The organism is Actinoplanes sp. NPDC051851, from assembly GCF_040681165.1.
GTDB lineage: Bacteria > Actinomycetota > Actinomycetes > Mycobacteriales > Micromonosporaceae > Actinoplanes.
Map to the genome: position 1 here is coordinate 25722 of NZ_JBFAYF010000005.1, position 14670 is coordinate 40391.

Consider the following 14670-nt stretch of genomic DNA (forward strand, 5'->3'; position numbering starts at 1 on the left):
TCATGAGTGGTAGACGGGCACGCCGTCGACAAAGGTAGACGTGACGCGAATATCCGAAATATTGGATTTATCGGTCGTGATGGGATCGGTGGAGAGGATCACCAGGTCGGCGGCCTTGCCGACGGCGAGCGAGCCGGTGGTCACGTCCAGGCGGTTCGCCCGCGCCGCGCCGATCGTGTAGGCCGCCAGCGCCGTCTCCACCGGGATGCCCTCGCCGGCGAGCAGGGGAGAGGTCTGCGCCCGGGAGTCCTGCGCGTGCGGATCCGCCGCCGGTGCCGTCCGGTTCACCGCGGTGTGGATCCCCCAGAGCGGATCCGGGCTCGACACCGGCCAGTCCGATCCCATCGCCAGCGCCGTCCCGGCCGCCGCGAGCGTGCCGAAGGCGAAGTGCATCTCCCGTTGTGAGCAGGTCAGATAGGGCAGCTTGGTCTCCACGAGCACCGCGTCCTGCCGCGCCCAGAGCGGCTGCACGTTGGCGATCACCCCGAGCTCGCGCAGCCGCGGTACGTCCGCCGGGTCGATCAGGTCGATGTGCGCGATCTGGTGCCGGTGGTCCCACGCCCGATCCGAATCGGCCACCGCGTCCAGGCACTCCCGCACCGCCCGGTCCCCGACGGCGTGCAGGTGGATGTCGAACCGTTCGGCGGCGAGCCGCCGCACGACCTCGGTCAAGACCCGCGGTTCGATGAAGCTGAGCCCGTGATTGTGCTCCGTTTGCGCGTACGCCGAAAGCACCGCGGCCGTCAGGTTCTCGCAGACGCCATCCTGCATGATCTTGACGGCCGTCCCCTGGAACCGCCCGCCGGCGGTGGCCGCCCGCCGTTCCCGCAGCAGCTCGATCTGATCGATGCCGGCCTCCCGCTCCCACCAGAGCGCGCCGGTGACCTTCGCGGTCAGCCAGCCCTCGGCCTCCGCCGACCGGTAGACGTCGTACGGATCGGGCGCGCCGAGGATCGCCCCGATCGCCGCGTCCTGCCACGCCGTGACGCCGAGGCTGTGCAGGTGGCTCTGTGCCGCGCGCAGCGCCTGCCGCTGTGCCGCGAAGTCCGGCTGCGGGACGAGGGCCATCACCAGGTCGCCCGCCGACTCGCTGAGCATCCCGGTCGGCTCGCCCGCCACATCCCGGTGGATCACCCCGCCGTCCGGGTCCGGGGTGTCCCGGGTGATCCCGGCGGCGGCGAGCGCGGCCGAGTTCGCCCACACGCCGTGCGCGTCGTGGCTGAGGAAGGCGGCCGGCCGGTCCGGGACCAGCCGGTCCAGCTCGTGCCGGTCCGGGAAGCCGCCGGGGAACGCGTCGCCGTACCAGCCGGAGCCCTGCACCCAGCCGATCTCCGGGTTCCGTCCGGCGTACGCGCCGATCAGCTCCCGGTACTCGGCGAGGCCGTGCACGCCGGCCAGGTCGCACCCGGTCAGCTGCAGCCCGCCGACGACCGGGTGGATGTGCGCGTCCTGAAATCCGGGCAGCAGCGCCCCACCCCGAAGATCGACGACTTCGGTACGTGTCCCGCGAAGCTCCCGGACGTCGTCGCTCCCGATTGCGACGATCACACCGTCCCGCACCGCGACCGCATCCACCGGCCCGCCGCCGGTCATCGTGTGGATGGCGCCACCATGGAAGATCCAGTCCGCAGTCGTCACGACACGGCCTCCTTCATTCTTTGCGCTACATCGCAAACTATGGCGGTTGACCCTGCCCTAGAACAGTTTCAAACTGGTGAAACGCTGCGCACTGTTTTTCGATGCAGCTCATCAAGGAAAATGATGCATCAAGGGTGATGCATCAAGAATGATGCATCAAGAACGGTGGAGCGTGGATGGCCAGGCCGAAGGAACAGAGCGTCCGCCGTGGCGAGATCGTCGCCGCCGCGCAGCGGGCGATCGTCGCGCGCGGTCTCGCCGGATTGCGGATCAAGGACGTCGCGCAGGAGGCGGGCCTCTCGCCCGGCGCGGTCAGCTACTACTACCGGGATTTCGAGGATCTGCTCGCCGACGTGCACCAGGACGCGGTCGACCGGTTCTACTGGCAGCGGTTGCGCGCCATCGAGGCGATCACCGAGCCGGCCGGGCAACTCGTCGCGCTGGTTCGCGGCGGTGTCGCGAACGGGCCGGACGACGAGACCTGCCTCGTCCTGTACGAACTGCATGTGCACGCCGCCCGGAACCGTACGCACGCGGTGTTGATGACCGCGCTCTACGATCGTGAGGTCTCGCTCTACCGGCAGGTGCTGCGCGCGCTCCCGCTGGATCCGGGCACCGCGGACACGGTCGCCGCGAACGCGGTCGCCCTGGAGGACGGGTACGGGCTGCACATCGCGGGCCGGAACCCGCACGTCCCGCCGAAGCAGGCCCGGGAACGGATCCTGGCGTATCTGACCGCCGCCACCGGCGCCGACCTGAAGGGCTGAGGGCTGAGCACATGGCCGACCCGTCGTTCACGTTCCTGCAGCTGCGGTACTTCGCGGCCGCCGCCGAGCTGGGCAGCATGACCGCGGCCGCGAAGGAGTTGCGGGTCTCGCAGTCCGCGGTCTCCACCGCCGTCGCCCAGCTGGAGAAGGAGCTGCGCGTCCAGCTGCTGCTGCGGCATCACGCGCGCGGGCTCACCCTGACCGCGGCCGGGCAGGCGTTCCACCGGGAGCTGCGCAGCTTCCTGGCGCACTCGGTGGAGCTGGCCGAGTCGGCCCGGATCGCCGGTCAGGGCCTGGTCGGCGACCTCACGGTGGGCTGTTTCTCGACGCTGGCCCCGTTCCGGCTGCCGGGCCTGCTCACCCGGTACGAGTCCGCGTACCCGCAGGTGCGGCTCGACGTCCTGGAGGCCGAGCACGCGACGCTGAAGCGGGCGCTGCGGGCCGGCGACTGCGAGGTAGCGGTCACGTACGGCTACGACCTCGACGACGACGTCGACCGGCAGGTGATCGACTCGTCTCCGCCGTACGCCATAGTCGCGGCGACGCATCGCCTCGCCGCGCGCGGTGAGGTCTCCCTCGCGGAGCTCGCGGCCGAACCGATGATCCTGCTCGACCTGCCGCACAGCGGCGCCTACCTGGAGGGCCTGATCGCCCGCACCGGGGTGACCCCGGCGATCCGGCACCGGACCACCGGGTTCGAGACGGTCCGTGCCCTGGTCGCGCACGGCCGAGGGTATGCCCTGCTCAACCAGCGCCCGTCGGGGGACACCACCTACGACGGCAGCCCGGTCGTCGCGCTCCGGCTGCGGGACGAGGTCGAGCCGCTGGAGATCGTGGTCGCCTGGATGAAGGGCGTCCGGCTGACGCACCGCGCCCGGGCGTTCGTGACGATGGCGCGCGAGGCGTACCGCAGCTGAAAATCCGATGCTCTGCATGTGCCGAGCCGATGGGTGGTTACGAGACCGTCACCCGGGGGCCGTGAGGATGTCGGCGACGTTACGTGCGGTGACCCGGTGCGGTTTGCATCTGTGAATCAGATGCAAACCCCCGGTTACTAATGTTTGTCCGATGACTGCCGTCGGGCCGATAGTCGCTTCACCCCGTTAGCCCACGGCCTCCAGGGAGACGCCATGGACTCCACAGCGACATCCGGAAACGCGACACTCGGCGTCGAGTCGCGCACGATCGACCATATTCCGCTCACTGAACGACACGGCACCGCGCGGAACCTCTTCACCATCTGGTTCGGCGGCAACATCATGCTTCTCACGGTCGCCACCGGCGCCGTCGGCACCGCCGTCTACGGGCTGCCGATCTGGCCGACGATCATCGCGCTGATCATCGGCAACGTCGCCGGTGGCATCGTGATGGCGCTGCACGCCGCGCAGGGCCCGCAGATGGGCGTACCGCAGATGCTGCAGACCCGGGCGCAGTTCGGCTCGTTCGGCAGCCTGCTCGTCGTCATCATCGTGATCCTGATGTACGTCGGCTTCTTCGCCTCGAACATGGTGCTCGGCGGCCAGTCACTGGCGGCGGTCACCCCGATCCCGGAGACCCCGGCCATCGTCATCGCCGGCGTGGTCAGCCTGCTCGGCCCGGTCCTCGGCTACCGCTTCCTGCACCTGCTCGGCACGTTCACCACGGTCGTCTCGGGCGCGGTGATGGTGCTCGCCTTCGTCTGGGCGCTCGGCGTCGACGGCCTGCCGGCCGGTGCGGCGAGCAGCGGCGGCTTCAGCTGGCTCGGCTTCATGGGTACGCTCTCACTCGCCGCGCTCTGGCAGATCGCGTACGCCCCCTACGTCTCCGACTACACCCGCTACATGCCCCGGGACACCGGCGTGCGCCCCGCGTTCTGGGCCACCTGGTCCGGCTCGGTGCTCGGCTCGGTCTTCCCGATGATCCTCGGCGCCCTGGTCGGCCTCGCCTTCCCGGACGACGACTCGATCACCGGGCTGGGCGCGCTGACCCACGGCATCGGCACGCTGGTCATCGCGGTCTTCGGCGTCGGCATCGCGGTCACCAACGGGATGAACCTGTACTGCGGGGCGCTCTCCGCGATCACCGTCGGTCAGACGCTCTTCCCGCGCTGGCAGCCCGGCGCGATGGCGCGTACCGGGATCTCGGTGGTGCTCTTCGCCGGTGCGCTGGTGATGGGCCTGGCCGGGAAGGACGACTTCCTGGTCAACTTCACCAACTTCATGCTGCTGCTCTTCTGCGTGCTGATCCCGTGGACCGCGATCAACCTGATCGACTACTACTTCCTCAAGCACGGCGAGTACGACCTGGCCTCGCTCTTCGACCGTGACGGCGGCGTCTACGGGCGGGTCAACCCGATCGCGGTCGCCTGCTACGTGCTCGGCATCGGCGTCCAGATCCCGTTCCTGAGCACCGCGCTCTACACCGGCCCGGTCGCGTCCAGCATCGATGGCGTGGACATCTCATGGATCGTCGGTCTGCTCGTCATCTGCCCGCTCTACTACGTGCTGATGAAGCGCACCGCTTCGGCGCGCGTCCCCGCAGTTCAGGAGGCATGAGACCGATGCAGGACTGGCACGCGATCGCGGCGGGTGTGAAGCCCCGCACGGACGCTTTCATCGACGGCGGGTTCGTGCCGGCCGCGGACGGGCGGCGTCTGCCGAGCGTCGATCCGGCGACCGGCGCGGTGCTCGCCGAGGTCGCGGCGTGCGGTGCGCAGGACGTCGACCGTGCGGTCGCGGCCGCCCGCCGGGCGTTTCCGGGATGGGCGGCCACCCCGCCGGGCGAGCGCAAGGCGGTTCTGCTCCGGCTTGCTTCTCTCGTACGGGCGAACGCCGACGAACTGGCCGTGCTGGACAGCCTGGACGCGGGGAAGCTGATCGGCGACACCGCCACGGTCGACGTGCCCGGCTCGGCGGCCATCCTCCAGTGGTACGCCGAGACGATCGACAAGGCCTACGGCGAGATCGCGCCGACCGCCCGCGGCGACCTGGCCCTGGTCAGCCGGGAGCCGCTCGGGGTGGTGGCGGCCGTGGTGCCGTGGAACTACCCGCTCGAGATGGCCGTCTGGAAGATCGCCCCGGCGCTCGCCGCGGGCAACGCCGTGGTGCTCAAGCCCGCCGAGGAGTCCCCGCTCTCGGTGCTGCGGCTCGCCGAGCTGGCGGCCGAGGCGGGCCTCCCCGACGGCGTGCTGAACGTGGTGCCGGGGGAGGGGCCGGTCGCAGGGAAGGCGCTCGGCCTGCACCCGGACGTCGACGTGGTCACCTTCACCGGGTCCACGCCGGTCGGCAAGCTGTTCCTGCGGTACGCGGGAGAGTCCAACATGAAGCAGGTCTGGCTGGAGTGCGGCGGCAAGTCCGCGAACGTGGTCTTCGCCGACGCGGCCGACCTGGACGCGGTCGCCGACGGCGTCTGCTTCGGCATCTTCACCAACGCCGGCCAGGTCTGCTCGGCGAACTCGCGGCTGCTGGTCGAGCGCCCGATCCTCGACGAGCTGCTCGCGAAGGTCGCCGAGCGGGCGGGACGGATCCGGCTCGGCGACCCGCTGCGGAGTGACACCACGATGGGCCCGCTGGTCAGCAACGCCCAGGCGGCTCGCGTTCTCGAATACATCGCGGTGGGAGAGCGGGAGGGCCGCACGATCCTGGCCGGGGGCGAGACCGGCCTGGGCCCGGCGTTCGTCGCCCCGGCGATCTTCGAGGTGGGGCCGGAGAGCCGGCTCAGCCGGGAGGAGGTCTTCGGGCCGGTGCTGGCCGTGCAGGCCTTCGACACCGAGGACGAGGCGGTGGCCCGCGCGAACGACTCGATCTACGGGCTGGCCGCGTCGGTCTGGTCGGACAGCCTGCGCCGCGCCCACCGGGTCGCGGCCGCCCTGCGGGCCGGCACCGTCTCGGTCAACACGGTGGACGCGCTCGACGTGACCACCCCGTTCGGCGGGTTCGGGCAGTCCGGGTTCGGGCGGGATCTCTCGCCGCACGCCCTGGACAAGTTCACCGCCCTCAAGACCACCTGGGTGAACTACCGATGAGCGACTACCTGATCGTGGGCGGCGGGACCGCCGGATGCATCCTCGCGGCCCGGCTCTCCGAGGACCCGGACGTCACCGTCGAGCTGCTCGAATGGGGGCCCTCCGACGAGGGCGAGCCGCGTGCCCACGAGATCCGGCGCTGGGCCGAGATGCTGGAGGGCGAGTACGACCTCGACTACCGCAGCGTCCCGCAGGAGCGCGGCAACAGCGCGATCCGGCAGGCCCGGCTGCGCATCCTGGGCGGCTGCTCCACCGCGAACACGATGATCGCGTGGCGCCCCCTCGCCGCCGACCTGCGGGAATGGGGCGAGGGCTGGTCGCCGGAGGAGGTGCTGCCGTACTACGACCGGCTCCGGATCCCGATCCACCCGGTCGCCGAGGCGGACCGGAACCCGTACGTCGCGGACGTGGTCGAGGCCGCGTCGACGGCGCTCGGCGTCCCGGTGCAGGAGCGCTGGAACGACGGGCGGCTGGACGAGCGCGCCGAGGGGACCGGGTTCTTCGAGGTCGGCTACGACCCGGCGAGCAACGTCCGGGGCTCCAGCTCGATCCACTACCTGCACGACGTGCTGGACCGCCCCAATCTCACGGTCCGTACCGGTGTCCGCGCCACCAGGATCCTGATCGAAGACGGGCGTGCGACCGGTGTGGAGACCACGGCGGGCGTGCTGACCGCGGGCCGCGAGGTGGTCGTCTGCGCCGGGGCGATCGACTCCCCGGCACTGCTCCAGCGCTCGGGGATCGGCCCGAAGCCGGTGTTGGAGGCTTCCGGCGTACCGCAGAGAATCGATCTTCCGGGTGTCGGCGCGAACCTGATGGATCATGCGGAGGGCCTGATCCTCTGGGAGGCGGTGAAGGCGCCGCCGTCGACGTGCGCGAGCGGGTGGGACGCCGGCACCATGATCAGCGTGGACGGTGATCCGGAACGGCCGGACGTGCTGATGCACTTCCCGGTCGAGCCGTGGGCGGTGCACGCCGTGAACTACGGTGTCGAGCTGCCGGAACACGTCGTGCAGATCGCGCCGAACGTGGCCCGCCCGCACAGCCGGGGCCGGGTCTGGATCACCTCGGCCGACCCGGACGTGCCGCCGTCGATCGACTACGGCTACTTCACCGACCCGGACGGCCACGACGAGCGGATGCTGATCGAGGGCATCCTCGCCGCCCGCCGGATCGCCGGGCAGGAGCCGTTCAAGTCCTGGCTGGTCCGGGAGATCTTCCCCGGCGACCGTGACCTGTCCGAGGCGCTGCGCGCCACCCATCAGACCGTCTACCACGTCTCCGGCACCTGCGCGATCGGCCCGGTGCTCGACCCCGGGCTGCGCGTGCACGGGGTGGCGAACCTGCGCGTCGTGGACGCCTCGGTGCTGCCGGTGGTCCCCTCGGTGAACCCGGTCATCACCGTCATGGTCGTCGCCGAGAGGGCGGCTGACCTGCTTAAAAAAGCAAATCAGATTTAGTACGCCGAAAACATCTGTTTGCTTAATGGCGTCGCTCGGCCGACGCTGGACCCAGCTACTGAGGAGGGGCCTTGGAAGAGGTCGAAGTTCTCGTCGTCGGCGCCGGTCAGGCCGGTGTGGCGATGAGTGAGCACCTGAGCGACGCGGGCGTGCCGCACCTGGTCCTGGAACGGCACCGGATCGCCGAACGCTGGCGGTCGGAGCGCTGGGACTCGCTGGTCGCGAACGGTCCCGCGTGGCACGACCGCTTCCCGGGACTCGAGTTCCCGGACGTCGCGCCCGACGGATTCGCGTCGAAGGAGCAGGTCGCGGCGTACTTCGAGGCGTACGCCGAGAAGATCGGCGCGCCGATCCGGACCGGCGTCACGGTGACCTCGGTGACCCGGATCGAGGGCCGGCCCGGCTTCCGGGTGGAGACCTCGGACGGGCCGATCGAGGCACGGTACGTGGTCGCGGCGACCGGCCCGTTCCAGAAGCCGGTGATCCCGCCGATCGTCCCCGAGGGCGTGGTGGCGCACCAGATCCACTCCAGCGCGTACCGGAACCCGGAGCAGCTTCCCGAGGGGGCGGTCCTGGTGGTCGGCGCCGGGTCGTCCGGGGTGCAGATCGCGGACGAACTGCGCCGGGCCGGCCGGACCGTCCACCTCTCGGTCGGGCCGCACGACCGGCCGCCGCGCAGCTACCGCGGACGGGACTTCTGCTGGTGGCTGGGCGTGCTGCAGAAGTGGGACATGGAGACGCCGCCGGAGGGCGCCGCGCACGTGACGATCGCGGTCAGCGGCGCGCGTGGCGGGCACACGGTGGACTTCCGCGAGCTGGCCGCCTCGGGTGTCAACCTGGTCGGGATGACCGCTTCCCATCAGGACGGCACCCTGCACTTCGCCGACGATCTGGCGGCGAACATCGCCGCCGGGGACGCCAACTACCTGGCCCTGCTGGACGAGGCCGACGCCTACGTGACCCGCAACGGCCTGGACCTGCCGGAGGAGCCGTCGGCTCGGGAGCTCGGCCCGGCACCCGCCGCGTCGTCGTCCGCTCTCGACGTCTCCGCGGTGGGGACGATCATCTGGGCCACCGGCTTCGCGGCCGACTACGGCTGGCTGAAGGTCGGCGCGCTCGACGAGAACGGTCGTCCGCGGCACCGCCGCGGCGTCTCCACCGAGCCCGGCGTCTACTTCCTCGGCCTGCCGTGGCTGTCGCGGCGCGGGTCCAGCTTCATCTGGGGCGTCTGGCACGACGCCAAGCACGTCGCCGGGCACATCACCACCCAGCGTGGGTACCTCTCGTTTGGAGACGCACGTTGAGTAACCCACCGATCGTCGCGGGCGGTCACACCCGGATCCGGCCGTTCAACACCCGGGACACCTACCCCGAGCAGAACCTCGACAACGATCTGTGCCAGGCCGTGGTGGCCGGGAACACCGTGTACGTCCGCGGTCAGATCGGGCAGGACCTGGACACCAGCGAGTCGGTCGGGGTCGGCGACGTGGTGGCGCAGACCGAGCAGGCGATGTCCAACGTGAGCATGCTGCTCGGTGAGGCCGGCGCGTCGATGGAGCACCTGGTCAAGTTGACGATCTACATCGTCGATCCGCGCTACCGCGAGGCCGTCTACCGGACCGTCGGGCGCTGGACCAAGGGCGTGCACCCGATCTCCACCGGGCTGGTCGTCTCCGGACTCGCCCGTCCCGAGTGGCTGGTCGAGATCGACGCGGTCGCGGTCCTCCCGTCATGACGTTCAGCATCGCGGGAACCGACGGCAGCGGCGCGCTCGGCATCGCCATCAGCTCGTCCAGCCCGGCCGTCGCCGCTCGCTGTGCGCATCTGCGCCCCGGCGTCGGTGCCGCCTGCTCACAGAACGTCACCGACCCGCGGCTCGGCCCGCTGCTGCTCTCCCGGCTCGCGGACGGCTCGTCCCCGGCCGCGGCCCTGGCGTCGGTCACCGCGCAGCGGGGCGACATCGCCTTCCGGCAGCTCACGATCCTCTCCCCGTACGGCGAGAGCGCCCACTTCACCGGCTCGTCGGCGCTCGGCCTGACCGGGGCGGTCTCCGGGCCGAACGCCGTGGCCGCCGGGAACATGCTCGCGGACCCGGGCGTGCCCTCGGCCATGGTGACCGCGTTCGGACAGTCCACCGGGGACCTCGAAGTGCGCCTGATGACGGCCCTGAGCGCGGGGCTCGCGGCGGGCGGCGAGGCCGGGCCGGTGCACTCGGCGGGGCTGATCGTGGTGCGGTCGGTGCCGTGGCCGGAGACGGATCTGCGGGTGGACTGGTCCGACGCGCCGATCGCCGGCCTGGCCGGGCTGCTGGAACGCTGGCTGCCCCAGCGGGACGACTACGTTACGCGGGCCCTGCACCCCGGGGATGCTCCGACGTACGGCGTACCCGGAGATGAGTGACCGCAAGAAGGCCGCGGCCGCAACCGTCGCGGGTGTCTCCCGTGAGTTGATCGCGCTCTCCGAGCGGCTGCACGCCAACCCGGAGACCGCCTGGCAGGAGCACCGGGCGGCGGACTGGGTCGGCTCGGTCCTTTCCGCTCAGGGTTTCACGGTCACCCCGCGCTATCTCGGACTGGAGACGGCGCTCCTGGCCACCTACGGCTCTGGACCGATTCGGATCGGGATCTGCGCGGAGTACGACGCGCTGCCGGGGCTCGGGCACGCCTGCGGGCACAACCTGATCGCGGCCTCGTCGGTCGGCGCGGCCCTGGCCCTGGCGCCGCTCGCCGACGAGCTCGGGCTGACCGTCTCGGTGTACGGCACGCCGGCCGAGGAGGGCGGCGGCGGCAAGATCGAGATGCTGAAGCGCGGGGCGTTCGCGGGACTCGATCTGGCGATGATGGCGCACCCGGCGCCCGTAGACGTGGCCGAGGCGGAACCGTTCGCGGTGTCCCACTCGCACGTCGCCTATCGCGGCAAGGCGGCGCACGCGGCGGCCTATCCCGAGCACGGCGTCAACGCGGCCGACGCGTTCACCGTGGCCCAGGTGGCGATCGGCCTGCTCCGGCAGCAACTGCCTTCCACGGTACGCGTCCACGGGGTGATGACCAGCGGCGGCGAGGCGCCGAACGCGATACCGGAGGAGACGTCGGGGCGCTGGTACGTCCGGGCGTCGACGCTCGCCGAACTGGCCGAGGTCGAGCCGAGGATCCGGCGCTGCTTCGAGGCGGGGGCGCTGGCCACCGGGTGCACGCTGACCATCGAACCGGAGAGCGAGCCGTACTCCGAGTTCCGGGCCGACGCGCGGGCGCTGGCGTTCTACCGCCGCAACGCCGTCGAGCTGGGGCGGGTCTTCGCGGACGGGAGCACCGCGTCCCGGATGAACCGGGCCTCCACCGACATGGGGAACGTGTCGCTGGTGGTGCCGGCCATCCACCCGTACATCGGGATCGGGTCGCTGCCGGCACTCAACCATCAGCGCGAGTTCGCCGCCCACTGCGTCGGGCCGCTCGCCGAGAAGGCGTTGCTGGACGCGGCGACGGCGCTGGCGTGGACGGCGATCGACTGCGCTCGTACGCCCTCTCCTACAGGCCCAGACCCCCGCTGACCCGGGTCTCCCGGCTGGTGAACTCGCCGGTCAGCATCGGCATCGCCGTCCCGATCGCGGCGCGGGTCTCGGGGAGCCGCAGGGACGCGTCGTGGTGCTCCTTGCTCTCCCAGACCTCGCTGACCCAGATGGTCACGTCGTCGGCCTCGTCCACGCCGACGACGTAGAGGTGACAGCCGGCGGCGCGCAGCCCGTCGGCGCCACTGAGCAGGATCGCCACCACGTCGTCGCGGTGACCGGGCTTGGTCTTCATCGAGCCGATGTATCCGTACGCCACAGGGCTTCCCTTCCCTTTCTTGTCGTACCCAGGATGCAGGATGGGCACATGGCGCTACGGGTGGACCTGACGTTCGACACGGCACACGCCGAGCGGCTCGCCGAGTTCTGGAAACTGGCCCTGGGCTACGAGGACGAGCCGCCGCCACCGCCGTTCGCGACACGCGACGAGTGGGCGGCGTCCTTCGACGATCCCGAGGACTCCGGCGGCGGCGCCTGGCTGCACGATCCGGCCGGGGTGGGCCCGCGGCTCAGCTTCCTCGACGTGCCCGAGCCCAAGCGGGCCAAGAACCGCATGCACCTCGACATCCGGGTCGGCCGCTCCGCCGACCAGTGGCAGCGCATCGAACAGAAGGCCGCCGAGCTGGTCGCCGCGGGCGCCACCATCCTGCACACCACCGACGGCCACCACATCGTGATGGCCGACCCGGAGGGCAACGAGTTCTGCATCGCTCCCTGATCAGGCCGCCCCTCGCCGCTTGACCCTCGCGGCTCGCGGCCTCTCGCCGCGGCTTGCGGGTCAGGCGCGGCCTCTCGCCGCGGTTTGCGGGTCAGCCGCGGCTTTTCGCCGCGGCTCGCGGGTCAGGCGCGGCGTTCGCGGAGGACGAAGCGGCCGGTCTCGCCCGGGGCGGTGGGGTCGCGGTCGAACTGCCGGACTTCCGGGAAGCCGGCCCGTTCGGCGACGATGCCGGAGGCGACGTTGGCGACATCGTGCTGGATCGCGATCCGGTCGATGCCGTCGAGGGCCAGCGCGACGCGGGCGATGGCGTCGACGGCGGCCGTCATGTAGCCGCGCCGGGTGTACGTCGAGCGCAGCCAGTAGCCGATCTCCAGCACGCCGGGGCCGAGCCGTGTCATCAGGCCGATCGAGCCGATCAGCTCGCCGACCGTGGTGAAGATGGCGTAGTTGAACTCGGTGCCGGCCTCCCAGCTCTTCACCGAGCGTTCGATGTACTCCCGCGTGTCGCTGAGCACGTAGCTGTCGGACGCCCAGGGCAGGAACGGCTCCAGCTCGGGGATCGACTCCCGGATCGCGGCCGTCCCCTCCTCGGCCCACTCGGCTTCCCACCGTTTCAGCACGAGCTGTCCAGCATTGATCATCTCAGGCGGTTCCATGCCCGCAAGCCTCCCATTCGCCGCACCCCTCGTCGATCCCGCGGGTGCCGGGGCGGGGGATGCGGCGGTTGGTTCTGAGGGGTGTCTCGAGGGGGCCGGACACCCCTCAGAACCAGCCGCTCAGGGAAGGGCAGAGGCCGGGTCGGCGTCGGTGGAGGGGAGGGGCGTGGTGCGGAGGGTGGCGCCGCGGAGGTAGCCGACGGCGCCCAGGATCAGGAGAGCGGCCAGGGTGCCCAGGGTGAAGAGCTCGAACCGGGACTGGGTGACGCCCCAGATGTCGGTGAAGGAGTAGTCCAGGGAGAAGAGGAACTCCAGGGTGCCGGGGAAGACCGCCACCCAGGAACCGAGCAGGACCCAGGCGAAGCAGATGGCGCCCAGTGCGGCGAAACCGCGGTCGGAGACCGGGACGCGGTAGGGGCGGGGGACGTCGGCCTTGCGGAGGCGGACGGCGGCCGGGATCACCAGGAGGTAGCTGAGCAGGAACGTGGAGATGGAGATGGTCAGCACGACGCCGAAGACCGCGGCGCTGTCGCCGGTGATGCGCATCGAGGCCAGCAGGAAGACGGTGGCTACCACGCCGGAGAGGATGTTCACCCGGACCGGGGTGCCGAGGCGCTCGGAGAAGCGGCCGAAGAAGCCGCCGAAGAACGAGCCGTCGGCGGCGGCCATCGCCTGCATGCGGTCGGAGACGATCATCCAGGCGGAGCCCTGGCTGGCCAGGATGAAGACCATGGCGACGGCGGTGATCGTGAGCAGGGTGTCGGCGGCGCCGCCGTAGACCGAGTAGACCGTGGCGACCGCGTCGAGCAGGCCGCCGATGCCGGTGATCTGGTCGGCGGGGATGACCAGCAGGATGGCGAGGATCGGGATCAGGTAGCAGGCGGCGGCGGTCGCGCAGGAGCGGGCGATGGAGACCGGGACGTCGCGGGCCGGGTTCTGCATCTCGCCGGCGGCGCTGCTGGAGGATTCGAAGCCGAGGTACGCGAAGAGCAGGATCGGCACCGAACCGAAGAGACCGGCCAGCGTCGGGCTGAAGCTGCCCGTCGAGAGGCCCGCGGTGCCGTGCTGAGCGGCGTAGATGATCGTGGTGAGGACGAAGAAGACCAGCAGCGCGACCTTGACCACGGCGCCGGCGGTGGGGAGCCACTTGCCGCGCTTCAGGCTGACCACGGCGGCCAGCACGGTGATCCAGATGAACACGATCTTGAACGCGTAGTCGGCGAACGAGCCGGACGGGAGCGGGGAGAGGTAGCTGTCCCAGGTCTCGGCGGCGAGGAAGGCCATCGAGCCGCCCACCCAGACCGGCTGGGTCACCCAGGTGAGCAGGGCGGCGATCGCGGCGGCGCCCCGGCCGAACGCGGTGCGCACCCAGATGTAGGCCCCGCCCTCCTGCGGGAACGCGGCGCCCACCTCGGCGAAGATCAGGCCGTACGGGACCAGGAAGAAGACGGCGAGCACGAGAGCCCAGGTGAACGCCTCGGCGCCGTAGGTGGAGACCTGCCCGAGCGTCTCCAGGCCGACGACCGCGGCGATCATCAGGAAGATGATGTCGAAGCGGCCGAGCGTGCGGTGAAGCCGGCCGGTCTGTTCCACGGCGAGACTGGTCGAACTGTCGGTCGGTGCCGGCACGGCAGGCCTCACATTCTTTACGGCACATCGCAAACTATGGCCGTTGACCTTGCCCGAAATTCGTTTCCAACTGGTGAAACAGGTCGCATGAATTTTCGATGGTGAGCATCAACACGACAGATGGGTACGGGTGGCCTGGCAACAGGCCGGACACACGATTGTAATGGGAGCGCTCCCATGTAACGATGACCATCACTGTCGTCAACGCGTAACGCGTACACAAAAAATCGAGGG

At 70.6% G+C, this 14670-nt stretch carries 14 protein-coding genes; 10 read left to right on the forward strand and 4 right to left on the reverse strand.

Annotated features, from left to right (window positions below):
- A complete protein-coding gene (locus tag AB0M08_RS06910) occupies window positions 1–1638 on the reverse strand; it encodes an amidohydrolase (protein ID WP_364489687.1) in 1638 nt (545 codons plus the stop codon).
- 176 nt (window positions 1639–1814) lie between these two features.
- Between AB0M08_RS06910 and AB0M08_RS06915 the strand changes: the two genes are divergently transcribed.
- The 9 genes from AB0M08_RS06915 (at window position 1815) to AB0M08_RS06955 (ending at window position 11415) form a co-directional block, all read left to right on the forward strand.
- On the forward strand, window positions 1815–2405 hold the full coding sequence (locus tag AB0M08_RS06915) for a TetR/AcrR family transcriptional regulator (RefSeq protein ID WP_364489690.1): 591 nt from the start codon (window positions 1815–1817) through the stop codon (window positions 2403–2405).
- An 11-nt stretch (window positions 2406–2416) separates the two neighbouring features.
- A complete protein-coding gene (locus tag AB0M08_RS06920; protein ID WP_364489693.1) occupies window positions 2417–3322 on the forward strand; it encodes a LysR family transcriptional regulator in 906 nt (301 codons plus the stop codon).
- Window positions 3323–3535: 213 nt separating this feature from the next.
- A complete protein-coding gene (locus AB0M08_RS06925; RefSeq protein ID WP_364489696.1) occupies window positions 3536–4939 on the forward strand; it encodes a cytosine permease in 1404 nt (467 codons plus the stop codon).
- Window positions 4936–6408, forward strand: coding sequence for an aldehyde dehydrogenase family protein (locus AB0M08_RS06930; RefSeq protein WP_364489699.1), 1473 nt, complete (start codon window positions 4936–4938; stop codon window positions 6406–6408). Before AB0M08_RS06925 ends, AB0M08_RS06930 begins: the two co-directional genes overlap by 4 nt.
- Window positions 6405–7868 carry an FAD-dependent oxidoreductase gene (locus tag AB0M08_RS06935; protein WP_364489705.1) on the forward strand — a complete coding sequence of 488 codons (1464 nt, stop codon included), beginning with the start codon at window positions 6405–6407 and terminating at the stop codon, window positions 7866–7868. The genes AB0M08_RS06930 and AB0M08_RS06935 overlap by 4 nt, the downstream gene beginning before the upstream one ends.
- A gap of 71 nt (window positions 7869–7939) precedes the next feature.
- Window positions 7940–9172, forward strand: coding sequence for an NAD(P)/FAD-dependent oxidoreductase (locus tag AB0M08_RS06940; RefSeq protein ID WP_364489708.1), 1233 nt, complete (start codon window positions 7940–7942; stop codon window positions 9170–9172).
- Window positions 9169–9603, forward strand: a complete 435-nt coding sequence (locus tag AB0M08_RS06945) for a RidA family protein (RefSeq protein WP_364489711.1) — start codon at window positions 9169–9171, stop codon at window positions 9601–9603. Before AB0M08_RS06940 ends, AB0M08_RS06945 begins: the two co-directional genes overlap by 4 nt.
- Window positions 9600–10268: a DUF1028 domain-containing protein gene (locus AB0M08_RS06950; protein ID WP_364489714.1), complete on the forward strand. Its 669-nt coding sequence runs from the start codon at window positions 9600–9602 to the stop codon at window positions 10266–10268. The genes AB0M08_RS06945 and AB0M08_RS06950 overlap by 4 nt, the downstream gene beginning before the upstream one ends.
- Window positions 10234–11415, forward strand: a complete 1182-nt coding sequence (locus AB0M08_RS06955) for a M20 family metallopeptidase (RefSeq protein WP_364489717.1) — start codon at window positions 10234–10236, stop codon at window positions 11413–11415. Before AB0M08_RS06950 ends, AB0M08_RS06955 begins: the two co-directional genes overlap by 35 nt.
- Here the strand turns inward: AB0M08_RS06955 and AB0M08_RS06960 are convergent.
- A complete protein-coding gene (locus tag AB0M08_RS06960) occupies window positions 11393–11692 on the reverse strand; it encodes a putative quinol monooxygenase (protein WP_364489720.1) in 300 nt (99 codons plus the stop codon). The two genes, AB0M08_RS06955 and AB0M08_RS06960, sit on opposite strands and share 23 nt — an antisense overlap.
- Window positions 11693–11740: 48 nt before the next feature.
- Between AB0M08_RS06960 and AB0M08_RS06965 the strand changes: the two genes are divergently transcribed.
- Window positions 11741–12151 carry a VOC family protein gene (locus tag AB0M08_RS06965; protein ID WP_364489723.1) on the forward strand — a complete coding sequence of 137 codons (411 nt, stop codon included), beginning with the start codon at window positions 11741–11743 and terminating at the stop codon, window positions 12149–12151.
- Between the two features lie 122 nt (window positions 12152–12273).
- On the opposite strand, the gene AB0M08_RS06970 is transcribed toward AB0M08_RS06965, so the two are convergent.
- Entirely contained in the window at window positions 12274–12807 is a 534-nt protein-coding gene (locus tag AB0M08_RS06970) for a GNAT family N-acetyltransferase (protein ID WP_364489726.1), read from the reverse strand.
- A gap of 120 nt (window positions 12808–12927) precedes the next feature.
- The gene (locus AB0M08_RS06975; RefSeq protein ID WP_364489729.1) at window positions 12928–14436 is read right to left on the reverse strand and encodes an APC family permease; all 1509 of its coding nucleotides are present in this window, start codon (window positions 14434–14436) and stop codon (window positions 12928–12930) included.
- Window positions 14437–14670 lie beyond the last annotated feature (234 nt).